Genomic DNA, 25,419 nt, shown 5'->3' on the forward strand with positions numbered 1-25,419 from the left:
CGAGCGTTACATTAATGTGTCGCTGCTTGTCAGGCTTGCATAACTCAAGCCATGCACCGTCAGCGTATCGCCGTTGCCGAAGTTGAACAGCACGCCGTCTTCGATCTCGGTTGCATAGGCGGCGGCGTCGCTGACGGTGGCAAAGCCCATGCCGGTCAGATCGATTGTGTCTGACGAGGATTGGAAGTCGAAAACGACATCATTGCCATAGCTGGTGTTGAACACGAACACATCGCTGCCTTCACCACCGTAGAGGGCGTCATTGCCGGTGCTGCCATCCAGCACATCATCGCCAGCGCCGCCGGTCAGCACATTATCGGCGCTGTTGCCGGAGCCGGTGAAGTTGGCGGTGCCGGTATAGGTGAGGTTTTCGAGGTTATCGCCTAGTGTATAGCTGGCACTGCTGGTCTTGACGAGATCGACCCCCCCATCGGCATTTTCCGTAATCGTGCTTGCCGAACTGCCGATATCATAAGTGTCATCGCCAAGGCCGCCGAGCAGGGTCTTGTCGGCGTTGGTCGTGAACGTGTCGCTATAGTCTGAACCGGCAACGACCTCAATGCTGCTATACTGGTCGCCCTCGGCGTAACCGCCACTGCCAGCATTCGTCACCAGGTTGACGGAAACGCCCGCTGTGGACAGTGCATAGCTTGCGGTATCCGTCCCCGTGCCACCATTGATTTTCTCGGCGCCGGAGCCTGCCAACACAGTGTCATTGCCAGCACCGATATTATATTCGGCAACATAGGTGCTCCCGGTATAGGTGTCACCATAAGCGCTACCGGTGAAGGCCTCGATCCCGGTAAATGTATCGCCCGCCGCGTAGCCGGAGCCGGTTCCTGTCGTCAGATCCAGCACCACTGCCGATGTTGCGGCAGAGTAGTTGAGCGTGTCGTAATTCCCCGCGCCGCCATCGAGAACATCGGCGCCCTCTCCACCGTTCAGGACGTCATTGCCACCGCCGCCGATCAGAATATCGTCGCCAGCGCCGCCGGTTAACATTTCCGCCGCGCTGCTTCCAATCAGCGTATCATTGAAACTGGAGCCGATGACCCGTTCGATGCTGCTGAATTTATCGCCTTGCGCATCGCCACCTGTTGCAGTTCCAGTGCTGAGATCAACCTTGACAGCCGCAGACGAGGCTTCATAGGTGATCTTGTCTTGGCCTGCGCCGCCATTCAGCGTGTCAGCCCCCGCGCCGCCGATCAATAGGTCATCGCCCGCTCCACCCGATAGCACGTTGGCACCTGTATCGCCTGTCAGCGTATCGGCATAGGCCGATCCTTCAACGTTTTCGATGCTGGTGAACACGTCGCCTGTTGCGTAACCGCCGGAGATCGTTTTCGTGAGGAGATTAATGGTCACCGCGGCGGTCGAGTCGCTGTAGCTGGCGGTATCGCTTCCATCGCCACCATCAATGGTATCGCCACCACTGCCGCCGCGGATTGTATCGTTGCCGGCATAGCCGTAGAGCTTATCGACACCGCCCTGACTGACAATGACATTGTCGGCACTATTGCCGTAACCGAGAAAATTGGTCGAGTCGGTGTGGGTGAGGTTTTCGAAATTGGTTTTCAGCGTGTAGCTGGTCAAGGTTGTTTCAACCGTATCCGTGCCAGCGCTGGCCTCTTCGACCAGAACCGTCGTACTGGCACTCTGGCTGACAACATAGGTGTCATTGCCGCTGCCGCCGGAAAGCGTTCCTGCTGATGCCGAGGTGAACCGATCATCATATTGAGAACCGATCACACCTTCGATGCTGCTGAGTGTGTCATCCGCGGCGTCACCGCCCGTATGTGTGCCGGTGACGAGATTGATCTGGATGGCTGCAAAGGAATTGGCGTAGTTTGCGGTGTCGGAGCCGTTACCGCCGTTCAGCGTGTCAGCGCCTTTGCCACCTGCCAGCGTATCATTGCCATCGCCACCATTGAGAACGTTGTTGTTGTCATTACCTGTTAGCGTATCGGCGTTGCTCGACCCCGTCAGGTTCTCGACACTGGAGAATATATCCCCTTCCGCTTCGCCGCCGGTCGCAAGATTGGTCTTGAGATTGACATTGACCGCCGCACTTCCGGCATAGCTCGCTGTGTCGGAGCCCGACCCGCCAATCAAAGCATCGGCACCCGCCTTGCCGATCAGCGTGTCGTTGCCGGAGCCGCCGATGATGGTGTTGGCTTGGGCGCTACCTGTGCCGGTGAAGTCACCGGTTCCCGTATATTTCAGCGTTTCGACATAGTCCGACAGCGTGTAATTCACTGACGCGAGGACTGTGTCATTGCCTGCGTTCTGTGCTTCGGTGACAGTGATGGTAGCCGTAGCGATCTCATATGTATCGTTGCCCAGGCCTCCGGCAAAATCATATGCCGAACCCTTTCCAGAGAAGCGATCATCATATTGAGATCCAACCACATAGGCTATATCCAGATAAGTGTCCCCCTGAGCATCACCCCCACTGCCGGACCCAGTGGTGTGGCTATCGACAACTGAAAGGCTGACGTTAACCGCAGCATCCGAATTGACGTAGGTCACGGTGTCAGAGCCGCCTCCCGCCTGCAAAGTATCTGCACCTTTGCCGCCGTCCAGGGTATCGTTTCCTCCACCACCATTGATAACATTGTCCCCATCGTCACCGGTCAGCTTGTCGGCATTGCTCGATCCTGTCAGGTTTTCGATACTGTCGAACGTATCGTCAACGGCGTCTCCACCGGATGTTACACCGGTCTTGAGGTTGACATTGACTGCGGCACTTCCGGAATAACTTGCTGTGTCGGAGCCTTCGCCCCCCTTTAGAACGTCCGCGCCCGCCCCACCGATCAGCGTATCATCACCACTGTCGCCATTCAGGGTATCGATACCTGCCCCACCTTTTAGCGTATCATTCCCATCGCCACCGTTTAGGATATCATTGCCAGCCAAGCCTGAAATCGTATCAGCCGAAGATGTTCCTGTTAAAGTGTTGTTTCCAGAGTCGCCCGTTAAAGTCGCCATGTAATCTACCCCCGATTGCGTGCTATTCTATAGCTCGCATATCTAAATATAATCGCATAGAGGGAATTTATTTGGCTAATTTAGAAATATAAAATTATAAGTTGAAAGTTTGGAGCTTGAACTGTCATAAGCGCAGTAGTGCGTTCAAAAAACGCAGCCGTGAGCGTCAATCGGCTTGGCATTTGCTACGATAAACCTGTTCATTTGCCTCTTTGTTTGGCTATCCTAAAGCGTTATCACTTTCTAGCTAGCCGGGTTGTGGACTATGCTCGGTTGTCTTCCATTGGAGCTTTCCGACATTTTTTGAGTAAAGAGATGTAAAAACAATGCTGAACATCGCAGCTGTTGAAGTGTGCGCCTGGACACCTGAAATCTATGTTGCCGCCGATGCTGAGGGTGAGGACGAGCTGGATGCATTTCGCCAAGAAATTCCGCTCGGCTACCGTAGCCCGGAAATCACCTTTCGCAGGCTTGGCGAATCCTTCGTTCTGGGCTGGTGCGGTGCGATAAAATCGAAAAATTTCGGGGATATCAAGGACACGCTCTATGGCGTATATCCAGATATAGTCGATGAATTGGTTCCTAAAAATGCGAAAATATCTCAAATAGAGGGGATATCTCCACTTGTCATTGGTAATGGTTGGTACAAAAACTATTATCATTGGACGTTCCAGGCCATCGGCTGTCTGTTGATTTATAAAAGACACCGTGATGATGGTAATATTCTATTGGCAATGCCGCGTCTGAACGGGTGGAGGAATGAAGCTCTTTCTCTCACCGGATTCAGTGGGCAAGTGCTCGAGATGGACAGTCACCATGTTTTGCATGTCGATGACTGCATCACGAGTAATCTGACAGGCGGCGACTTTGCTCACGCGCCACACCCCGCCGTAATGGCTGAATTTGAAGCGCTTGCGGCACGTGTCACGATTGAGCGCCGGTTCAGCCGCAAGATCTATGTTTCGCGCCTGGATGCTGGCGATGTGCGTCGGGTTGTCAATGAGAAGGCCGTCTGCACGTTGCTTGAAAGCCGTGGATTTGAAATCATCACACCTGGTGAGCTTTCCGTAAAGGAACAGGTCGTGGCTTTCCGCGATGCCGAGATCATTGTTGCTCCGCATGGCGCGGGCCTGGCAAATCTTGTCTATTGCCAGCCTGGTGTCAAAACCAGAGTTATCGAACTGTTCCAGGCGAGGTGCGTCAATGCCTGCTATGCCAGAATTTGTCAGGCGAAAGGGCTGGATTATACGGCAATCGTCAATCCAGACATGCCCGGCCAGAATGCAGACGGAACAGCAAAAGAGGTCAAGGTCAGAAATGACATGTGGCAGATCGTCGATCTTGCCCTGTTGCAAAAAGTCTTGGCTGCATGATCGGCCAATGAAATCAAAATTGACGCAGGAGTATGTGGCCGGGGTGAAAGCACCCCGGCAACAAGTCGATTTTTACATCAATGTGTCGTATGTCAGGCTTGCATAGTTCAAGCCATGCACTGTCAGCGTATCCAAGTTACCGAAGGTGAACAGCACGCCGTCTTCGATTTCGCTTGCATAGGCGGCGGCGTCGATGACGTTGGCAAAGCCCATGTCGGTCAGATCGATCGTGTCCGCCGACGAGTCGAAGTCGAAAATCACATCATTGCCATAGTTTGAGCAGTACACGAACACATCGCTGCCTTCACCGCCGTAGAGGGCATCGTCGCCTTCACCACCGGCAAGCGTGTCATCGCCAGCGTCCGCATAAAGGACGTCATCGCCGCCATCGCCGTAAAGCGAATCGTTACCATCAAGACCAAAGAGCGTATCAGCGTCCTCGCCACCCTTAAGAACGTTAGCATATCTGCTTCCCGTGAGAGTGTCGGCGTAAAAGGAACCTTCCAACGCTTCTATCGAGATCAGCACATCACCTTCTGCCGTACCGCCGACGCCAGCGTCTCCGGAGAGGCTTGCGCTGATACCAACGGAAGAGTCAGCGTAACTTGCGGTATCGTTACCGTCGCCGCCATCCAGAATGTCCGTGCCGCTGCCTGCGTTCAGCAGATCGTCGCCGCCGCCACCGATCAGATGGTCATCGCCTTCTCCACCTGAAAGCACATTGCTACCATCATTGCCCGTCAGGTGATCCGATTCGCCGGAACCCGTGACGTTCTCTATCGAGACGAGGACGTCGCCCTCTGCCGAGCCACCGGCTGTTTGGCTAGTTACGAGATTGACGATTACACCTGTGGTGGAGTCGCTATAGTTTGCCGTATCAGAACCGGCTCCGCCATCCAGAAGGTCTGTACCCGTTCCGCCGGTTAGAACGTTAGCCTGATCGTCTCCCGTCAGGCTGTCAGCATAGGTTGAGCCTTCCAGATTTTCGATGGAGATGATGGTATCTCCATTCGCATATCCGCCGGATAGCGTGCGGGTTTGAAGATTAACTGTGACCGCACTGGTCGAATCCAGGTAACTCGCCGTATCGCTGCCCGCCGCGCCGTCCAATACATCGCCGCCATCGCCGCCGCGCAGTGTATTGTCTTCTCTGTCGCCGGTCAGTGTATCGTTGTATGCAGAACCTTCCAGGCTTTCTATAGAGATAAACGTATCTCCTTGTGCAAATCCACCTTGCGCAAGCTCCGTAGTCAGATTGACAGTAACCGCTGACGTCGAGTCACGATAGCTGGATGTATCATTGTCACCGCCACCGCTTAACTTGTCTGCGCCGGCCCCACCGATCAGCGTATCATTACCGTTGTTTCCATGCAGGTAATCCGCGCCGGCCCCGCTGATCATCACGTTATCAGCCACCGTTCCAAATCCAGTGAAATTGGCCGTACCGGTGTAAGTGAGGTTTTCAAAATTCGCGCGCAGATCATAGCTGGTTAACCCGGTCGTCACGGTGTCTATGCCCTCGCCCTCCTGTTCGGTCAGATTAACGGAGGAATTGTTGACAATGTAGTGATCATCACCCAGGCCGCCTGCAAATCGGGCATCTTTCGAGGCGGTGAATGTGTCATTGAAAGCAGAGCCATAGACCTGAAGTATTCTATCGAAAACATCACCTTCGGCATAACCGCCGGTGTTAATGCCGGTGTCGATGTTGATCTGCACAGCTTCGTTCGAGTAGGTGTAGACTGCGGCGCCGCCGCCGCCGCCCTCCCCACCTTTGAGTGTGTCGGCGCCCAAGCCGCCATCCAAAAGGTCCCAACCGTAATATCCGTCGATAACGTTATCGCCGTCGTCACCGGTAAGGGTGTCGTCATAGTAGGAGCCCATGAGGTTTTCGATGTCGATCAGGACATCACCTTGGGCATCGCCTCTCATCTCGCCGGTTTTGAGATTGACGACCACAGCCATGTTGTCGATGAAACTTGCGGTATCGGAGCCGTTCCCGCCATTGATCACATCCGCATCGAAGCCGCCGGCTAACGTGTCATCGCCATCGCCACCACTAATGGTATCACTGCCATCGCCGCCCTTGAAGACATTGTCGTCATCGTCGCCGACAAGAACATCGTCTTGGCTCGATGCACTGATGACCTCAATGCTGACAAAGGTATCGCCTTGCGCATCGCCTCCACTCGCCACTCCCGTCGCGAGGTTTATATTGATCGCATCGCTTGACGTATAGTTGACAGTATCCGTGCCATCGCCGCCGTTCAGAATATCGGCCCCGGCTCCCCCATTCAGAACATCGTTACCGGCATCGCCGGAAAGGCTGTCATTACCGGCTTCGCCATAAAGAGTATCAACTCCATCGCCGCCGGAGAGGCTGTCGTTGCCTGAGCCTCCCATCATGAAATCGGAGCCGTCTTCTCCTGAAATCACATCATTTCCCTCATCCCCGGAGAGCGTATCGTAATCTGCGCCACCATTGATGGTGTCGTCGCCCAGGCCTCCGCTCAGGTAGTCATAGTCAGACGTGCCTGTGATTGTATCGTTGCCACTTCCACCAAAAATAGATACCATTTAAACCGCCCCTGATTGAAACAGAAGTAGTTTGCACGTTTAAATTTGGTTGTGTAGTGTGAGAATTACATACTAAAAATAATTCAATGATGATCGATATGCGGTTTGTGGAATATGTCGTCGGCAGGCGGAATGGTCTGGCGTTCGATCATCCGGTGGACATGCGGTGGTTTTGAGCCTTTGTGCAGGTCTCCCAGCCGGTCGGTGATTTCGGCGTCGGCCTTGGTGCGGCGGTGGTTGTGGCGGACGTAATCGACCCAGGTCGGGGTGTGGTAGGTTTCCGTCCAGATATCCGGATTTTCCAGGTCGCGCATCAGCGCCCAGTTCTGCGCGCCATCTCGCAGACGGATGCGGCGTCGCTCGACCATAACCTCTAAAAATTCCGGCACGTCCTTGTCGTCGATCTCGAAATCGATCTGGATAACGATCGGGCCGCTGCGCGGGCGGATATCCAGCCGCAGGGGCGGTTCGTTGAAACGGTTCAGCGGGTTGAGATCGAGTGTCGCAAAGGCGGGCATCGGCAAGGCGAGACCAATGCCGACACCGAGAGCCATCAGCCCCGCCGCCATCACCAGGGCATGGCCTGCGCTGCCGGATTCGGCCAGCAGGCCCCAGATCCAGGCACCGCCTGCCATGCCGCCGAAGGTGGCGGTCTGGTAGAGCGACAGCGCCCGGCCAACCACCCAGCGTGGTGTGGAAAGTTGCACCACCGTGTTGAACAGCGACAGGGACAGCACCCAGCAGGCTCCGGCCAGAACCAGGGCAGGGGCCGTCAGCCAGAAATGATGACTGATGCCGGTCAGAACGGAGGCCAGCGCGAAGCCGGCGAAGGAACAGCTGACGATCTGTTCGCTGCTGAGTTTTTCCCGGATACGGGCATTGGAAATCGCACCGGCAATGGCACCGATTCCGAAAGCGCCCAGCAATCCGCCATAGGCCAGCGGGCCGCCGCCGAGATTGTCCTTTACCACCAGCGGCAGCAGGGACAGAATTGCGGTTGCGCAAAAACCGAAGAAAAAGCCACGAAACAGCACTTTCATCAGGTTTGGAGACATGGCCATGTAGCGCAGGCCTGCGGCGATGGCGTGGCCGAGATTTTCGCGCGGCAGGGTGTTTTTCGGATAGACCGGCTTCCAGCGAAACAAGGCATAGATCATCGCCAGGTAGCTCACAGCGTTGATGGCAAAGGCCGTCGCCGCGCCCGCCACGGCGACGATCAGGCCGCCAATGGCGGGGCCGACGCTGCGGGTGATGTTGAAGCCCATGCTGTTGAGCGAGACGGCGGAGGGCAGGTCTTCGCGCCCGACGATATCGCCGACCGAGGCTTGCCAGGCCGGGCTGTTCAAGGCCGTTCCGCAGCCGATCAAAAAGGTGAAGGCCAGAAGCGACCATGGTGTCAGCAGGCCAAACCACGTGAAGAGCGACAAAAGTGCCGAGACAGTCAGCAGAAAGACCTGCGCAAACAGCATGACCCGGCGGCGGTCGAACCCATCGGCCAGCGCCCCAGCCACCAGCGAAAACAGCATGATCGGCGCGGTATTGGAGGCCTGGACCAGCGCCACCATGCTTTCCGAAGAGGAGATCGATGTCATCATCCAGGCGGCCCCGACATCCTGGATCAGGCCGCCGAAGTTGGAGGTGATGCTGGCCAGCCAGATCGTCAGAAAGATCTGGTTCTTGAAAGGCGCCAATGATGATTTTCTGTCCGGCACGGTTTTCCGCTCGATCGGTTGCAGGCTGGGATGGGCGATGAAAGGCAGCTGGCCGAAAGGCTAGTCGCCCGTTGCACAACCTAATCTCTTGAAGCCAAGAAAACAGTCCTTATTTGGGCAAAATCAGCTCACGTCTGCGTTTGAGGGCGATTGGATCGTCTTTTCTGAAATGCTTGCATTGTTGGTGGTAAGGGCGTATACGGCGTTCAAATTCTTGATCGCCAGATGAAGAGTGGGCCCGCAAGGACCCGCTCTTTTTTGTTGGCGATGGACCATGAAGCTCCATACCGAGGAGGACAGGTTTGTCCGAACACGTGCCAGCCGATGAGGCGCCCGAGCCACGTCTGATTACCGAAACCGGCCTCGACCGGCGCATCGCCGATATTATCGAGCCTGTTATTGTCGAACTTGGTTTCAAGCTCGTTCGCGTGCGGATCCTCAACCAGAACGGCATGACGCTGCAAATCATGGCCGAGCGCAAGGACGGTACGATGACCGTCGAAGATTGCGAAGAGCTGTCGATGGCGATTTCTCCGGTTCTGGATGTGGAAGATCCGGTCGATAAGGAGTATCATTTGGAAGTCTCATCGCCCGGTATCGACCGTCCGATGGTGCGCGCATCCGATTTCACGCGCTGGCAGGGCAACCTGCTGAAATGCGAAACGTCCATTTTGATCGACAACCGCAAGCGCTTTCGTGGCAAGATTGCGGATGTCACCCAGGACGGTTTCATTCTGGAACGCGATCAGGTCGCCTACGGGGAGGAGCCACGGCTCACCATCCCGTTTACGGCCTTGGCCGAGGCCAAGCTGATCCTGACGGATGATCTGGTGCGCGATGCGCTGCGCGCCGACAAGCAGGCAAAGGCCGCGGCTGAAGCTGCAAACCAGAATGACGAAACCGGCGAAGACCAATAACCGATAACGCGCCTGGCAGGCGAACATGCCCCAGGCAGGAAGACGGAGACTTTAAACAATGGCAGTCAGTGCTAATCGGCTCGAGCTGTTGCAGATCGCGGATGCGGTCGCACGCGAAAAAGTCATCGACCGCGAAATCGTGCTTGCTGCGATGGCTGACGCCATCCAGAAGGCCGCGCGTTCGCGTTACGGTTCCGAGACCAATATTCGCGCCGACATCAACTCCAAGACCGGCGAAATCCGTCTGCAGCGCCTGCTCGAAGTGGTCGAAAAGGTCGAGGATTACGGCACTCAGATCGCACTCGAACTGGCGCGTGACCGCAATGTCGACGCCAAGCTGGGCGATTACATTGCCGATCCGCTGCCGCCGATGGATTTTGGCCGTATCGCCGCCCAGTCCGCCAAGCAGGTCATCGTGCAGAAAGTGCGCGAAGCCGAGCGTGATCGGCAGTTTGACGAGTTCAAGGATCGCGTCGGCGAAATCATCAATGGCACGGTCAAGCGTGTCGAATATGGCAATGTCATCGTCGACCTCGGTCGTGGTGAAGGCATTATCCGCCGCGATGAAATGATCCCGCGCGAAACCATGCGTTACGGTGACCGCGTTCGCGCCTATGTCTATGACGTGCGCCGCGAACAGCGCGGTCCGCAGATTTTCCTGTCGCGCACCCATCCGCAATTCATGGTGAAGCTGTTCACCATGGAAGTGCCGGAAATTTACGATGGTGTCATCCAGATCAAGTCGGTGGCTCGTGATCCGGGTTCGCGCGCCAAGATCGCGGTGATTTCCAACGATAGCTCGATCGATCCGGTCGGTGCCTGCGTCGGTATGCGCGGTTCGCGCGTTCAGGCCGTGGTCGGCGAATTGCAGGGCGAAAAGATCGACATCATTCCGTGGTCGGCAGACCCGGCATCCTTCATCGTCAACGCGCTTCAACCGGCAGAAGTTGCCAAGGTGGTGCTGGACGAAGATGCCGAGCGCATCGAAGTCGTGGTTCCCGATGAGCAGCTGTCGCTGGCCATCGGTCGCCGCGGCCAGAATGTCCGTTTGGCGTCGCAGCTGACCGGCTGGGATATCGACATCATGACGGAAGCGGAAGAGTCCGAGCGCCGCCAGAAGGAATTCAACGAACGTACCAATCTGTTCATGGATGCGCTCGATGTTGATGAAATGGTTGGCCAGGTTCTGGCGTCGGAAGGCTTTGCCCAGGTTGAAGAGCTGGCCTATGTCGATCTGGAGGAAATCGCCTCCATCGATGGCTTTGATGGCGATACCGCAGAAGAAATCCAGACCCGCGCCCGCGAATATCTCGAAAAGCTGGAAGCCGAACTGGATGCCAAGCGCAAGGCGCTGGGCGTGTCCGACGAGCTGCGCAGCATTGATGGCATGACAACGCAAATGTTGGTTGCGCTCGGCGGAGACGGCATCAAGACGGTCGAGGATTTCGCCGGCTGTGCTGCCGACGATCTGATCGGCTGGAGCGAACGCAAGGACGGCGAGACCAAGAAATTCGAGGGCCTGTTCTCGAAAATCGACATTTCGCGCACCGAGGCGGAACAGATGATTGTTCAGGCTCGTCTGGCGGCTGGCTGGATCACCGAAGCGGATATCGCTGCCGAGGCTGAGGCCGAATTGGTCGAAGATGAGGCGCAAGAGGCTGAGCAGGGCTCGTGATGGCCTCCGATCCATCTTTGGAGGAAGGGCGTCCGGCAAAGCCTGTGAAGGCGGTAAAGGATGGTCAGAACGACCGGACTTGCATCGTCACCCGGCAGCCGGGAACGCCAGACACACTGATCCGGTTCGTGGCAGGCCCCGATGGGACGCTCGTGCCGGATCTGAAACGGGAATTGCCCGGCCGTGGCTGCTGGGTGTCCGTTTCCCGCGAGGCCGTGGACAAGGCTGTGGCGAAAAAGCTTTTCGCCCGTGCCTTGAAGACGGATGTCACTGTCGATCCCGAGATGGGAGCGCGTGTGGACAGGCTGCTTGTCCAGCAGGTGGCGGGAATGATGAACCTGGCGCGCAAGGCGGGCCAGTTTGTAACTGGGTCGGCCAAGGTCGATCTCGCGATCCGCAGCGGTGCCGCGCTTGGCGTGTTTCACGCCACCGATGCCGCCGCAGATGGCGTTCGAAAACTGGACCAGGCCCGCAAGGCCTGGCATCTCGGAATGGAAACGGACGAGGAAATTGCCTCTTATCGGCTCTTTTCCGAGGCGGAAATGCAAGAACTGATGGGCCAGAACGCTTTTATCCATGCCTGCGCGCTTGCAGGACAGGCGGGTGAAGGTGTAGTGAGACGCGCAACTCTGCTTGAAACCTATCGTGGCCTTTCGCCGCGGATGGCGAGTAGCGCTGGCCGTAAACCACAATGACGCGGTCACCGGTGAAAACCGGCCTCCGTGGTGTAGGACAGTATGTGAACGGCGTGGTCTGATGCGGTAGTCATCCGGCCTCGCTCGAAGGAACGGGAACGGAATGACCGACAGCAAAGACGACAAGACACTCAGCGTTACGGGCAAGAAGACACTCACGCTCAAGCCGACGGGAGTGAACCAGGGTACCGTGCGCCAAGATATGGGTCGCGGTCGCACGAAGGCCGTTGTGGTCGAGACGCGCAAGCGCCGCCCGACCCGTCCTGAAGACGAACGTGCAGGCCAGCCACAGGGTCGCGTTGGCGACGATGCACCGGCAACAACAGCTGCTGCTGCCCCCGTGCAGACGCCAGCACCTGTGCAGGCTCCGGCGCCCGTCGCCGCCGCACCGCAGGCACCGCGCCAAGCCGTTCCGCCGCAGCGTGTTCAACAGACAAATCAATATTCTCAGCAGCGCCACCCTGGCCAGCAGAACCGTCCGCAGGCGTCGAGCCAGCCGAGCCGCCAGCCCGACCGGCCGCGTGGCGCGGTACTGCACGATCTGTCCGCCAGCGAAATGGATGCTCGCCGCCGCGCTCTGGCAGAAGCCCAGGTCCGCGAAGTCGAAGACGCGAAGCGTCGCGCCGAGGAAGAAGTTCGCCGTCAGGCTGAAGAGGTCGAGCGTCAGCGTCTTGCCGCTTTGGAAGCCATTCGCCAGGCCGAAGAGGACAAGGCCCGCGCGCTTGAAGCCAAGAATGCGCCTGAGCCTGTCGCAGAGCCAGTCGCGCCTGTCGCTGAAACCCCGCGTCCTGCCGAGCCTGCTGCCCGTGCGCCGTCACCTGCTGGTGCCAGACCGGCTGCCAGTGCGCCTGCTCCGAGCTTTGTGCGCGGTCGCAAGCCTGAAGGCGAAGACGATGAAAATCGCGGTCCAGCCCGTGGCGGTCCGGTGCGCGGCAAGGTCGTGCGTCCCGAGCCTGCCAAGGTGCCGGCTCGCCCCAAAACCGAAGATGAGCGCCGCCGTGGCAAGCTGACCGTCACCACCGCCGCTGTCGATGAAGACGGCAATGCGCGTGGCCGGTCGCTGTCGGCCATGCGCCGTCGTCAGGAGAAATTCCGCCGCAGCCAGATGCAGGAACCGCGTGAAAAGGTCATGCGCGAAGTGGTTCTGCCGGAAACCATCACCATTCAGGAATTGTCGCAGCGCATGTCCGAACGGGCCGTCGATGTGATCAAGTACCTGATGAAGGAAGGTCAGATGATGAAGCCGGGCGACGTCATCGACGCCGATCTGGCCGAACTGATCGCCACTGAATTCGGCCATACCGTCAAGCGCGTTTCCGAATCCGACGTTGAAGAAGGCATTTTCGACGTCAAGGACGACGCCGGCGAAATGGTGTCGCGTCCGCCGGTCGTGACTATCATGGGTCACGTCGACCACGGCAAGACCTCGCTGCTCGACGCCATCCGCCAGACGAGTGTTGTTTCGGGTGAAGCCGGTGGTATTACCCAGCATATCGGCGCTTATCAGGTGGAGCAGAACGGCCACAAGATCACCTTCATCGACACCCCCGGCCACGCTGCCTTCACGGCGATGCGTGCCCGTGGTGCCCAGGCGACCGACATTGCCATCCTGGTGGTTGCCGCCGATGACAGCGTCATGCCGCAGACGATCGAGTCGATCCACCACGCCAAGGCGGCCAATGTGCCGATCATCGTGGCGATCAACAAGATCGACAAGCATGAGGCCAACCCGGAAAAAGTGCGCCAGCAATTGCTGCAGCACGAGGTTTTCGTCGAATCCATGGGCGGTGAAGTGCTCGATGTCGAAGTATCGGCAAAGAACAAGCTCAATCTCGACAAGCTGCTGGAAGCCGTGCTTCTTCAGGCCGAAATTCTCGACCTGAAGGCCGATCCAAGCCGGACTGCCGAAGGCCTGGTCATTGAAGCCCAGCTCGATCGGGGCCGTGGTGCCGTTGCCACGGTTCTGATTCAGAAGGGTACTCTGCGTCCGGGTCAGATCATCGTTGCTGGCGACCAGTGGGGCCGCGTGCGCGCCCTCGTCAATGACAAGGGCGGTCACGTCAAGGAAGCAGGACCTGCTATGCCGGTCGAGGTTCTCGGTCTGTCGGGTACGCCTGCCGCTGGTGACAAGTTCGCCGTGGTTGAAAGCGAAGCCCGGGCCCGTGAAATCTCGGAATACCGTCAGCGTCTGGCCCGTGACAAGGCCGCTGCCCGCCAGTCCGGTCAGCGTGGTTCGCTCGAGCAGATGATGAGCAAACTGCAAGATACTGGCTTCAAGGAATTCCCGTTGGTCATCAAGGCCGACGTTCAGGGTTCTGTCGAAGCCATCGTCGCAGCGCTCGACAAGCTCGGAACCGACGAAGTGCGGGCTCGGATCGTCCATTCGGGCGCCGGTGCCATCACGGAATCGGATATTTCGCTTGCCGAAGCCTCCAACGCCGCGATCATCGGCTTCAACGTTCGTGCAAACGTTCAGGCTCGGGCCTTGGCCGAGCGCACAGGCACCGAAATCCGTTACTACAACATCATCTACGATCTGGTGGATGACGTGAAGGCAGCGATGTCGGGTCTGTTGTCGCCGGAACGGCGCGAAACCTTCCTCGGCAATGCCGAGATCCTCGAAGTGTTCAACATCACGAAAACGGGCAAGGTTGCCGGTTGCCGTGTTGTCGAGGGCAAGGTCGAGCGTGGTGCAGGTGTGCGTCTGGTGCGCGACAACGTCGTCATCCACGAAGGCAAGCTCAAGACGCTCAAGCGCTTCAAGGACGAAGTGGCAGATGTGCCGATGGGCCAGGAATGTGGCATGGCCTTCGAAAACTACGAAGACATCCGCGCTGGCGACACCATCGAGTGCTTCCGCGTCGAGCATATCACCCGTACGCTGTAATCAGCGGTTACCATCCAGAAAGGCCGCTTTTTTCGAGCGGCCTTTCTGTTCACATGCGTGAAAACGAAAGCTGCTTGAACCTCGTGTCTTCTTCAAGAAGATGAGGTTGATCAGTCCCAGGGTTCGATCCCCACCCGCCTGTTTGAAGGCAAATGAGAAACGATAATGAGCAAACCAACAAATTCCGCGCCATCGCAGCGCATGTTGCGCGTTGGCGAACAGGTCCGCGCCGCCATTACCCAGGTTCTGCAACGCGGCGAAGTGCGTGACGACCTGATTGAGAAGACCGTCATCTCGATTTCCGAAGTGCGGATGTCGACCGATTTGAAGGTCGCCACCGCCTATGTCTCGCCGCTCGGCGTCAGCGACCATGACACGGTGATCGCTGCGTTGAACCGCCACGCGAAATATATTCGCGGTCGGATCGGTGGCCAGTTGCGGCAGATGAAATACATGCCGGAAGTGCGGTTCCGCGACGATACCAGCTTCGACAATTACCAGAAAATCGATGCGCTGCTGCGCTCGCCAGAAGTGGCGCGCGACCTGGGGCCAGACGAAGACAAGCAAGAAGACGAATAAAACGATGTCCAAACCCAGAAAACCCAAGGGCCGTCCGGTTTCCGGCTGGCTGATCCTCGACAAGCCGGTGGATTACGGCTCGACCGAGGCCGTCGGCAAGATCAAATGGCTGTTCAACGCCCAGAAGGCCGGTCACGCCGGAACGCTCGATCCGCTGGCCTCCGGCATGTTGCCGATTGCGCTGGGCGATGCCACCAAGACGGTTCCCTACGTCATGGATGGCCGCAAGATCTACGAATTCACCGTCACCTGGGGCGAAGAGCGCTCGACCGACGATCTGGAAGGCGAGGCAACCCAAACCTCCGACCAGCGTCCGAGCGAAGAACAGATCCGCGCCGTGCTGCCGGATTATACCGGAGTGATCAACCAGATCCCGCCGCAGTTTTCGGCTATCAAGATTGCTGGTGAGCGCGCTTATGATCTGGCCCGTGAAGGCGAAGTCGTCGATATTCCCTCCCGCGAGGTGGAAATCCATCGGCTGACCCTGCTGAGGGCGGATCGCGACTGCGCCTATTTCGAGGTCGAATGCGGCAAGGGCACCTATGTGCGCTCGCTGGCGCGTGATATGGGCCGGGATCTTGGCTGCTACGGTCATATTTCCGAGCTGCGACGCTCATTCGTCGCGCCGTTTGCCGAGGATATGATGGTGCCGCTCGAAGATCTGGTGGAACTGGAAAAGATCGAGGATCGAGACGAGCGGCTGGCAGCCCTCGATGCCTTCTTGTTCGATACCGGCGAGGCGCTGATGGCCCTGCCGCAGATCTGGATCAGCGACGATCAGGCCCATCGGTTGCGGATGGGCAATCCGATTATCCTGCGGGGCCGGGATGCGCCGGTAACCGAACCAGAAGCAGTGGCACTGGCCGGTGGCAAGCTGGTGGCGATCGGCGAGATCGGCGAAGGCGAGTTCCGCCCGAAGCGAGTTTTCGCCTGAAATTCAGCTTTTCCCTCCGTTTTTGGACGGGAAAGCCCATGCTTGCGGCGCGGTCAGCTGGCTGAGCGCGCCTCTTCCCTTGGCTGCCGGAATAGTATATAGGCGGCCCCAGCATTGCAGAACTATGCGTGCATTCATGGCCTCCGCTGGACGACATCCCGGCCGCAGGCGTCCGAATCCTCCCTTTTAAGAAAGGACATACGATGTCGATTACCGCAGAGCGCAAGGCAGCCCTCATCAAGGAATACGCAACCAACGAAGGCGACACTGGTTCGCCGGAAGTCCAGGTTGCTATCCTGACCGAGCGGATCACCAACCTGACCGAGCATTTCAAGGGCCACAAGAAGGACAACCACTCCCGTCGTGGCCTTCTGACGCTGGTATCCACCCGCCGTTCGCTTCTTGATTATCTGAAGAAGAAGGACGAAGGCCGTTACAGCAAGCTGATTGCGAGCCTCGGCATTCGCCGCTAAAGACTGGACCGGCGGGCTTCCGATAAGGAAGGACCCGCCGGTACTTTTTCCGGGGCGCTGAAAAGGCTCCGGCTTGAAAGGTTTGCGCGGCAATTCTGCCCGCCGACAGACTGAATGAAACCTGGGTCATATGGACCCGGGAAAAGCCATGCAGTGCATGGAGATGTTGCAGCTTCCCTGGGCTTTGAAAAGCGCAAGGCGTTGCAAACCAGGCAGTCCGGATGGGCCGGTACTGCCGACGACAACCGATGGCCTGTCATGGGGCAGGATTGTTGGATGCTTACGCCGCAAGGCTGATCTCTGGCCGGATGTTTCCGGCAGGGATCATTGCGAAGCCTCCCACTGTCTTGCCCGTGATGGTTCAGCACGATGCGTCTGACTGCGGCTTTGATGTCTTTGGCAGAAAAGCCGCCAGCGCATATGAAGGACAAGATATGTTTAATGTTCACAGCGTTGAAATCGAGTGGGCCGGCCGGCCGCTGAAGCTGGAAACCGGCAAGATCGCCCGTCAGGCTGACGGCGCCGTTCTCGCCAGCTACGGCGAAACCGTTGTTCTGGCCACCGTCGTTTCCGCCAAGTCGCCGAAGCCGGGTCAGGATTTCTTCCCGCTCACCGTCAACTATCAGGAAAAGACCTATGCCGCCGGTAAGATCCCGGGCGGCTATTTCAAGCGCGAAGGCCGTCCGAGCGAAAAGGAAACCCTGGTTTCCCGCCTGATCGACCGCCCGATCCGCCCGCTTTTCCCGGAAGGCTACAAGAACGACACCCAGGTTGTCGTGACCGTAATCCAGCACGACCTTGAAAACGATCCGGACGTCTTGTCGATGGTTGCCGCTTCGGCTGCCCTGACACTGTCTGGCGTACCGTTCATGGGTCCGGTCGGCGGCGCGCGCGTCGGCTATATCAATGGCGAATACGTTCTCAACCCGCATCTCGACGAGATGGATGAGTCCGTTCTCGACCTCGTGGTTGCCGGTACGCAGGACGCCGTCCTGATGGTCGAATCCGAAGCCAAGGAACTGAACGAAGACATCATGCTCGGCGCTGTGATGTTCGGTCACCGTGGCTTCCAGCCAGTCATCGACGCGATCATCAAGCTCGCTGAAGTGGCTGCCAAGGAACCGCGCGAATTCGAACCGGAAGATCATTCCGCTCTCGAAGCCGAAATGCTCTCGATTGCCGAAGCCGAATTGCGCGACGCCTACAAGATCACCCAGAAGGCTGATCGTTATGCTGCCGTCGATTCGGTGAAGGCCAAGGTCAAGGCACACTTCTTCCCAGAGGGTGCAGAGCCTAAATACACCAATGAAGTGATCGGCGCGGTCTTCAAGCACCTGCAAGCCAAGATCGTTCGCTGGAACATTCTCGACACCAAGAGCCGCATCGATGGCCGTGACCTCGAAACGGTCCGTGCGATTGTCTCGGAAGTCGGTATCCTGCCGCGCACCCACGGTTCGGCGCTGTTTACCCGCGGCGAAACCCAGGCCATCGTGGTTGCCACGCTTGGCACCGGTGAAGACGAACAGTATGTCGATAGTCTGACGGGCATGTACAAGGAACGCTTCCTTCTGCATTACAACTTCCCTCCCTATTCGGTTGGTGAAACTGGCCGCATGGGCTCCCCGGGCCGCCGCGAAATCGGCCATGGCAAGCTGGCATGGCGCGCCATTCGCCCGATGTTGCCTTCGCCTGAACAGTTCCCCTACACGCTGCGCGTCGTCTCCGAGATCACCGAATCCAACGGCTCGTCTTCGATGGCGACCGTTTGCGGCACCTCGCTGGCGCTGATGGATGCGGGCGTTCCGCTGGCCAAGCCGGTGGCTGGTATCGCTATGGGCCTGATCCTGGAAGGCGAACGTTTTGCCGTTCTGTCCGACATTCTCGGCGATGAAGACCATCTCGGTGACATGGACTTCAAGGTGGCTGGTACGGAAGCCGGTATCACCTCGCTCCAGATGGACATCAAGATCGCCGGTATTACCGAAGAGATCATGAAGGTTGCCCTCGCGCAGGCCCAGAACGGCCGCAAGCACATTCTTGGCGAAATGGCCAATGCCATCACCGAAGGTCGCTCGCAGCTTGGCGAATTTGCACCGCGCATCGAAGTCATGACCATCCCTGTCGACAAGATCCGTGAAGTCATCGGCTCCGGCGGCAAGGTTATCCGCGAAATCGTCGAAAAGACCGGTGCCAAGATCAACATCGAAGACGATGGTACGATCAAGATCGCATCTGCTTCCGGCAAGGAAATCGAAGCTGCCCGCAAGTGGATTCACTCGATCGTTGCTGAACCGGAAATCGGCGTTGTCTATGAAGGCACGGTCGTCAAGACTGCTGACTTCGGCGCTTTCGTCAATTTCTTCGGTTCGCGTGACGGCCTCGTCCACATCAGCCAGCTGGCTGTGGACCGCGTTGCCAAGACCCAGGATGTGGTCAAGGAAGGCGACAAGGTTTGGGTCAAGCTGATGGGCTTTGATGAGCGCGGCAAAGTGCGCCTGTCCATGAAGGTTGTCGATCAGGCAACCGGCAAGGAAATCGTTGGCGACAAGAAGGCCGAAGGCGACGCTGCCGCTGAATAAGCGGGTTTGATTATATGACGAGGCGCGGGAGATTTTCCGCGCCTTTTTTTATCCGGGAGTTTGTCAGAAAACGTGGAAACTGGGTTTCCCGAAGACAAACGAAAACAAAAGAAAATAGAGACTGTCTGTTTCGCCGCGAAACCGAGAGATTCTAATCACGAGATTGCCGAGCCATGAGCCGCGAAACCCTGAAGACCATTTTTCATCCCTTTGTCACCGAAGCTGTTGCTCTTCCGGGCGAAGACGAACGCTTCCTGTTTCTCGGCGCCGAGGCTGGCTTTGTGAAGCCGGAAGGCTTTGGTGCCGAATTGACCGTGGTCCAAGGTTTCCGACCCGATTTTCGCCGCCTGGAGGCAGCCCGTCAGTCGCCGGTTGCTGTTGTTGCTGGTGAGGATTATGATGGCGCGCTGGTTCTGGCTGGCAAGCACAAGGGTCTCAACGAAAACCGCGTTGCGGAAGCGCTGGCGCGTGTCCGGGCCGGTGGCGTCATCATTGTGGCAGGTGCCAAGGAAGACGGTATTCAGCCGCTGCGCAAGCAGATCGACCGCCTTGGCCTCGAGCCGCAATCCCTGCCGAAATATCACGGCATTGCCGTGTGGTTCACCGTGCCTGACGATAAGGTTGCCGCGATTGCCGCGCTCGCTTCCAAGCCGGTCATGGTCGACGGCCGGTTTGAAACTTATGCCGGGCAGTTTTCCCATATGCATGCCGATCCCGGCTCTGAACTGCTCGTCAGCCGGTTGCCGGAGGATTTCGACGGCAATGCCGCCGATTTTGGCGCTGGTTGGGGCTATCTGTCGGTGATGCTGGCTGAGAAGGCGCGGCGCACCAACCGTATCGACCTGTTCGAGGCCAACTACGATTCACTGGAACAGGCAAAGAAGAACCTAGCCCGAAACTGCCCTAACCTGACGGCGCGCTTCTTCTGGCAGGATCTGGGCGCTGAGCCGCCCAAGGAAAAATATGATCTGGTCATCATGAACCCTCCCTTCCACGAAGGCCATGCAACGGAGCCATCGATTGGCGAGGCAATGATCAAGGCCGCCAGTGATGCCCTGCGCGGCGGCGGAGACCTGCTGATGGTGGCCAATCGCGGTCTGGCCTATGAGCCGGTTCTGGCCGCTAATTTTCGTCAGCATGGCGAGACCTGCCGCAATGCCCGCTACAAGGTGCTGTGGGCAAAGAAATAAGCCGAACGAACAAAAAAAGGCGCCGGGAGAGATCCTGGCGCCTTTTTTATTTGAACGTGAATTTCACAGTGCCTATTCTGCGTCATTGCTGCGCAGGACACCCAAAGCCGGCAGTGACGTGATGTTATAGCCACCATCGACGTAATGGATTTCGCCCGTCACGCATCTGGACAGATCCGACAGCAGATAGAGCGCTGATCCGCCGATGTCCTCGATTGTGGGCGTGCGGCGCAGCGGCGCATTCTTTTGGTTCCAGCTGAAAATGGCGCGGGCATCGGAAATGCCTGCACCGGCCAGGGTGCGCACTGGGCCAGCCGAAAGGGCGTTGACGCGAATGCCACGCGGGCCGTAATCGCTGGCCAGGTAACGCATCGAGGATTCCAGAGCCGCCTTGGCAACGCCCATGACGTTGTAATTGGGAATGACCCGTGTGGAGCCGCCATAGGTGAGCGTCAGCAGCGATCCGCCGTCTGGCATGAGGTCAGCAGCGCGCCGGGCGATTTCTGTGAAGGAGAAGCAGGAAATCACCATGGTGCGGGTGAAATTTTCCCTCGATGTGTCGGCATAGAGGCCTTTCAGCTCGTTCTTGTCGGAAAAGCCGATGGCATGAACGACAAAATCAAGCTTGCCCCAGCGCTCTTTCAGCGCGGCGAAGGTCGCATCAACAGAGGCAAGGTCCTCGACATCACACGGGAGAACAAAATCTGAGCCGAGCTGGGCGGCCAGCGGCTTGACGCGCTTGCCAAGCGCTTCGCCCTGATAGGTGAAGGCCAGTTCGGCACCAGCAGAGGCGAGAGCCTGGGAAATGCCCCAGGCAATCGAGTGATTGTTCGCAACGCCCATGATGAGCCCGCGTTTACCTTGCATGGAAGCGATCATCGCTGTCATCCATTATGACGCTGGAACACCAGCGTCGCATTCGTTCCACCAAAACCAAAGGAATTGGACAGCACTGTGTCGATCTTGGCATTGTCGATCCGTTTGCGCACGACCGGCACGCCTTCGAATTCTGGATCGAGTTCGGTAATATGGGCGCTTTCGCCAATAAAGCCTTCCTGCATCATCAGCAGGCCGTAGATCGATTCCTGTACGCCTGCCGCTCCCAGCGAATGGCCGGTTAGAGACTTGGTGGACTGGATCGGCGGGATTTTGTCGCCAAATACGGTGCGGATCGCGCCGATTTCCTTGCTGTCGCCCACCGGTGTCGATGTGCCGTGGGTATTGATGTAATCCACGTCGCCCTTCACCGTTGCCAGTGCCTGACGCATGCAGCGGATGGCGCCTTCGCCCGAAGGTGCCACCATGTCGTAACCATCTGAGGTCGCGCCATAGCCGGTGAGTTCGGCATAAATCTTGGCACCACGCGCCTTGGCGTGTTCCAGTTCTTCCAGAACCAGCACACCGGCACCGCCGGCGATCACGAAGCCATCGCGGTTGACGTCATAGGCGCGCGAAGCCAGAGCTGGCGTCTCGTTGTATTTGGTAGACATTGCGCCCATGGCATCGAACAGGTCGGACATCGACCAATCGAGATCTTCATGCCCGCCCGCGAACATGATGTCTTGCTTGCCCCATTGAATCATTTCAGCGGCATTGCCGATGCAATGGGCCGAGGTCGAGCAGGCCGACGAGATCGAGTAGTTGACGCCGTGGATCTTGAACCAGGTGGCAAGCGTTGCAGATGCCGTCGATGACATGGCTTTCGGCACGGCGAACGGCCCGATGCGCTTCGGGCTTTTGTTCTGGCGGGTAATATCGGCCGCTTCGACGATCTGCCGGGTGGAAGGACCGCCCGATCCCATGATGATGCCGGTGCGCTCGTTGGCGGAATAATCCTTTTCCTCCAATCCCGAATCGGCAATCGCCTGTTTCATCGCCACATGGTTCCACGCACCGCCCTGTGACAGGAAGCGCATGGCACGACGGTCAACGAGGTCGGTCGTATCCAGCGTAGGCTGACCCCAGACCTGGCATTTGAAGCCATGCTCGGCAAAATCGGGAGAAAATGAAATGCCGGACCTGGCGTCGCGGAGAGATGCTGTCACTTCCGCGGCATTATTGCCGATAGAGGACACAATGCCCAGACCCGTAACTACTACCCGTCTCATGTAATCGACCTTTTGCTTGATAGGTGTGATGCGCTCAGTCGGCCTTTTCCTTGAAAAGCCCGACACGCAGATCGGTTGCCTTGTAGATGACCTCGCCATCGGCCTTCATCCAGCCGTCGGCAATGCCCAGCACCAGACGTCCGCGCATGACGCGCTTGAAGTCGATGCCATATTCCACCAGCTTGGTGGAGGGCGTAACCATGCCGGTGAATTTCACTTCACCGGTCGAAATCGCCCGGCCTTTACCGGGTTCGCCCAGCCAGCCGAGGTAAAAGCCGGTCAATTGCCACATGGCATCCAGACCAAGGCATCCCGGCATGACCGGATCGCCCTGGAAATGGCAGGGAAAGAACCAGAGGTCGGAGGTGATGTCGAACTCGGCGCGGATATAGCCCTTGTCATGCGGGCCGCCGGTTTCCGAAATATCGGTGATGCGATTGAACATCAGCATGGGCGGCAACGGCAGTTGCGCATTGCCCTGGCCGAACAGTTCACCCCGACCGCAGGCGAGAATCTCGTCGTAATTGTAGCTTGTTTGTTTTTCGTTCATCGGTCTTTCAATTCCCCCCTTCAGGCGTTCCGCTTAGGAGACTTAAAGCAAGATGGCGACGAATTGAAGCCGATGCCAATTCATTCCAACGCTTTACGCAGTGTCGTATGGCCTCTGTCCTGGCCGCTTTCCGCCGACCGAATACAGGAAGCGCCCATACTCCACCAGTGCTAAAATCGGTCAACTGCCTCAATATAAGGGCTTTCACTGGATTTACCCGCCGCCAAACTATTGAAAGCAGGCTCGTCAGCAGGTATATCAGTACGATGACAGTGAGATTTCAAGGGACAATGCGGAGATCGCCGGTATGATGGCGCAAGCCTCTAGGGACGTGGAAGCAAAACTGCGTCGGTCGGGCCTGAGGCCGACACGGCAGAGGGTTGCCTTGGCTTCGCTGTTGTTTGCCAAGGGAGACCGGCATCTGACCGTCGAGGAACTGCACGAAGAAGCGGTTGCCGCCGACGTGCCTGTGTCGCTCGCCACCGTCTACAACACGCTTCATCAGTTTACCGAGGCCGGCATGATCCGGGTTCTGGCGGTTGAGAGCAACAAGACCTATTTCGATACCAATGTGTCGGATCACCACCACTTTTTTGTGGAAGGCCGCAACGAGGTTTTGGATATTCCGGTCAGCAATATCGAAATCGGTAACCTGCCTGCCCCGCCTGAAGGCATGGAAATTTCTCATGTTGACGTGGTGATCCGGCTGCGTCCCAAGACCTGATCTCAAAACCTGTTACCGACCATATCGGGTTCACATCACGTCATCGGGATGGCGTCCAGCCTGATGGCCATATCTTGGAAATGTCCAGCCGAAATACAATGCGCCGCCGCGCACCATAAATGCTGCCAGCACCCCACCTGCGGATGCCCAGTATAAGGGCACGGCCAGCATGAAAGCTCCGGTAAACACACAGGCGCCGATCAAGGCTGCGGTGATGTAAATTTCCGGACGCAGCAGCACCGAATGCTCATTGGCCAGCAGATCGCGCAACACGCCGCCCAGCGTGGCTGTCATCATGCCGGTGACGACGGCGATGGTGGGCGAGCCTGTTGCTGCCATTCCCTTGGCCGCTCCCATCACGCAATAGGCGGAAAGCCCGATGGCATCCAGCCAGATCAGCAGCTTGTAGCGTGATTCCACCAGATGCGCGGTGAAGAACACCAGCACGCCGACAGCGCAGCAGATCAGAATATAGCTCGGGTTGACCACCCAAAACACCGGTAGGCGCCCAAGAATGATGTCGCGCACCGTGCCGCCGCCTGTGCCGGTGACGGTGGCAAAAAACAGAAAGCCGATCAGATCCAGCTGTTTGCGCGAGGCGGCCAAAGCCCCCGTGGCGGCAAATAGCGCAACGCCTGCATAATCCAGATAAAGAAGAAGCGACATAGTGGCCCTGACGTTGCGATGATCTGCCGATGAATGGACGCGAAATGTGTGGCGCTGGGGTGGATGCGGGCCATTTTACAATATCATGCGTTACCCAAGACATAAGGATTCCGGTTTCAAATAAGCAGCCGCTCTTTGCATACCCCAACCAACCACCGCCAGCCGGGCCGCCAATCGGATTGATGGCAAGGGCGGCGCAAGCTGATTGCGCTATCGGGATCTTTGGTGCTGCGGGTGGTCCGTACTGTGCCAGATATTCGTTCTCGCCATAGGGCTGCAATCCTATCGAAGGTTCATGCCGTGAAATTGCTTCTTCGCCTGCTCCTGTGCCTGTTGTTGCCCCTGTCTGCCTCGCTCGCCCTGGCGCAACAGCAATTGGTCAGTGACCCGGAAATCTACGAGAAGGATCATTTCCGTAAGGTCTGCAAGACAGCTGAGTTCGATGACAACTACGTCACCCGGTTGGATATCAACAATGATGGCATTGTCGATGCGATCGTCAACGAAGGCGCGCTGACCTGCGATGGCAAGCGCGGCCCCGACTGCGATGCTGAAGGCTGCCCGTATAATTTCTATGTGCAGGTCAAGGAAGGCGGCTATCTGATGATCGCCACCGCCAAGATCTTTGGCTATGACTTCATCCAGCGATACGGCAACAAGGTTTTCGTGCTGAAAATGCCGCCGCATTTCTGCGACCGCACCGATGGTCCGCAATGCGAAATGACGGTGCGGGTGCGCGGCGTGATGTTCGTGACGATCGTCAAGAAATAATCTGAAACGGCGACAGCATGA

General features: G+C 57.6%; 19 protein-coding genes. 12 read left to right on the forward strand and 7 right to left on the reverse strand.

Annotated elements, in window-relative coordinates; all coding sequences use genetic code 11:
• Positions 1-6: 6 nt before the first annotated feature.
• Positions 7-2,988 carry a beta strand repeat-containing protein gene (locus ASB66_RS05150; protein WP_114386297.1) on the reverse strand — a complete coding sequence of 994 codons (2,982 nt, stop codon included), beginning with the start codon at positions 2,986-2,988 and terminating at the stop codon, positions 7-9.
• Positions 2,989-3,314: 326 nt separating this feature from the next.
• Between ASB66_RS05150 and ASB66_RS05155 the strand changes: the two genes are divergently transcribed.
• Complete coding sequence (locus ASB66_RS05155; RefSeq protein WP_060719405.1) at positions 3,315-4,361, forward strand: glycosyltransferase family 61 protein; 1,047 nt, start codon at positions 3,315-3,317, stop codon at positions 4,359-4,361.
• A gap of 72 nt (positions 4,362-4,433) precedes the next feature.
• Here the strand turns inward: ASB66_RS05155 and ASB66_RS05160 are convergent, their stop codons facing one another.
• Positions 4,434-6,938 (reverse strand): calcium-binding protein, encoded by a 2,505-nt coding sequence (locus ASB66_RS05160; protein ID WP_060719404.1) that lies wholly within the window; start codon positions 6,936-6,938, stop codon positions 4,434-4,436.
• Positions 6,939-7,021: 83 nt separating this feature from the next.
• Complete coding sequence (locus tag ASB66_RS05165) at positions 7,022-8,650, reverse strand: MFS transporter (RefSeq protein ID WP_012654628.1); 1,629 nt, start codon at positions 8,648-8,650, stop codon at positions 7,022-7,024.
• Positions 8,651-8,952: 302 nt separating this feature from the next.
• Here ASB66_RS05165 and rimP point away from each other — a divergent pair, with 302 nt between their 5' ends.
• The 9 genes from rimP (at position 8,953) to ASB66_RS05210 (ending at position 20,579) form a co-directional block, all read left to right on the forward strand.
• A complete protein-coding gene (gene rimP / locus ASB66_RS05170) occupies positions 8,953-9,567 on the forward strand; it encodes a ribosome maturation factor RimP (protein WP_060719402.1) in 615 nt (204 codons plus the stop codon).
• A 58-nt stretch (positions 9,568-9,625) separates the two neighbouring features.
• Positions 9,626-11,242, forward strand: coding sequence for a transcription termination factor NusA (nusA, locus tag ASB66_RS05175; protein WP_060719401.1), 1,617 nt, complete (start codon positions 9,626-9,628; stop codon positions 11,240-11,242).
• A complete protein-coding gene (locus ASB66_RS05180; RefSeq protein WP_234613418.1) occupies positions 11,242-11,937 on the forward strand; it encodes an RNA-binding protein in 696 nt (231 codons plus the stop codon). Before nusA ends, ASB66_RS05180 begins: the two co-directional genes overlap by 1 nt.
• Before the next feature lie 103 nt (positions 11,938-12,040).
• The gene (infB, locus tag ASB66_RS05185) at positions 12,041-14,824 is read left to right on the forward strand and encodes a translation initiation factor IF-2 (RefSeq protein ID WP_060719400.1); all 2,784 of its coding nucleotides are present in this window, start codon (positions 12,041-12,043) and stop codon (positions 14,822-14,824) included.
• 165 nt (positions 14,825-14,989) lie between these two features.
• Positions 14,990-15,403, forward strand: coding sequence for a 30S ribosome-binding factor RbfA (rbfA, locus tag ASB66_RS05190; protein ID WP_012654633.1), 414 nt, complete (start codon positions 14,990-14,992; stop codon positions 15,401-15,403).
• Positions 15,404-15,407: 4 nt separating this feature from the next.
• Positions 15,408-16,337: a tRNA pseudouridine(55) synthase TruB gene (gene truB / locus ASB66_RS05195; RefSeq protein ID WP_060719399.1), complete on the forward strand. Its 930-nt coding sequence runs from the start codon at positions 15,408-15,410 to the stop codon at positions 16,335-16,337.
• A 203-nt stretch (positions 16,338-16,540) separates the two neighbouring features.
• Entirely contained in the window at positions 16,541-16,810 is a 270-nt protein-coding gene (gene rpsO / locus ASB66_RS05200) for a 30S ribosomal protein S15 (RefSeq protein ID WP_060719398.1), read from the forward strand.
• A gap of 434 nt (positions 16,811-17,244) precedes the next feature.
• The gene (pnp, locus tag ASB66_RS05205) at positions 17,245-19,389 is read left to right on the forward strand and encodes a polyribonucleotide nucleotidyltransferase (RefSeq protein WP_060719488.1); all 2,145 of its coding nucleotides are present in this window, start codon (positions 17,245-17,247) and stop codon (positions 19,387-19,389) included.
• A 173-nt stretch (positions 19,390-19,562) separates the two neighbouring features.
• Positions 19,563-20,579 (forward strand): class I SAM-dependent methyltransferase, encoded by a 1,017-nt coding sequence (locus ASB66_RS05210; RefSeq protein WP_060719397.1) that lies wholly within the window; start codon positions 19,563-19,565, stop codon positions 20,577-20,579.
• Between the two features lie 72 nt (positions 20,580-20,651).
• Here the strand turns inward: ASB66_RS05210 and fabI are convergent, their stop codons facing one another.
• Genes fabI through fabA form a run of 3 tightly spaced genes read right to left on the reverse strand, consistent with a single transcriptional unit; the run spans position 20,652 to position 23,237 of the window.
• On the reverse strand, positions 20,652-21,458 hold the full coding sequence (fabI, locus tag ASB66_RS05215; protein WP_041697335.1) for an enoyl-ACP reductase FabI: 807 nt from the start codon (positions 21,456-21,458) through the stop codon (positions 20,652-20,654).
• A 5-nt stretch (positions 21,459-21,463) separates the two neighbouring features.
• Complete coding sequence (gene fabB, locus ASB66_RS05220; RefSeq protein ID WP_060719396.1) at positions 21,464-22,687, reverse strand: beta-ketoacyl-ACP synthase I; 1,224 nt, start codon at positions 22,685-22,687, stop codon at positions 21,464-21,466.
• Positions 22,688-22,721: 34 nt separating this feature from the next.
• Positions 22,722-23,237, reverse strand: coding sequence for a 3-hydroxyacyl-[acyl-carrier-protein] dehydratase FabA (gene fabA, locus ASB66_RS05225; protein ID WP_012654640.1), 516 nt, complete (start codon positions 23,235-23,237; stop codon positions 22,722-22,724).
• A gap of 307 nt (positions 23,238-23,544) precedes the next feature.
• Between fabA and irrA the strand changes: the two genes are divergently transcribed.
• Positions 23,545-23,961, forward strand: coding sequence for an iron response transcriptional regulator IrrA (irrA, locus tag ASB66_RS05230; protein WP_060719395.1), 417 nt, complete (start codon positions 23,545-23,547; stop codon positions 23,959-23,961).
• Positions 23,962-23,991: 30 nt separating this feature from the next.
• Here the strand turns inward: irrA and ASB66_RS05235 are convergent, their stop codons facing one another.
• Complete coding sequence (locus tag ASB66_RS05235) at positions 23,992-24,627, reverse strand: trimeric intracellular cation channel family protein (RefSeq protein ID WP_060719394.1); 636 nt, start codon at positions 24,625-24,627, stop codon at positions 23,992-23,994.
• Positions 24,628-24,927: 300 nt separating this feature from the next.
• On the opposite strand from ASB66_RS05235, the gene ASB66_RS05240 reads away from it, so the two are divergent.
• On the forward strand, positions 24,928-25,398 hold the full coding sequence (locus tag ASB66_RS05240) for a hypothetical protein (RefSeq protein WP_081089142.1): 471 nt from the start codon (positions 24,928-24,930) through the stop codon (positions 25,396-25,398).
• Positions 25,399-25,419: the final 21 nt, after the last annotated feature.

The sequence above is a fragment of the Gillisella vitis genome (assembly GCF_001541345.2).
Taxonomy (GTDB): Bacteria; Pseudomonadota; Alphaproteobacteria; order Rhizobiales; family Rhizobiaceae; genus Allorhizobium; species Allorhizobium vitis.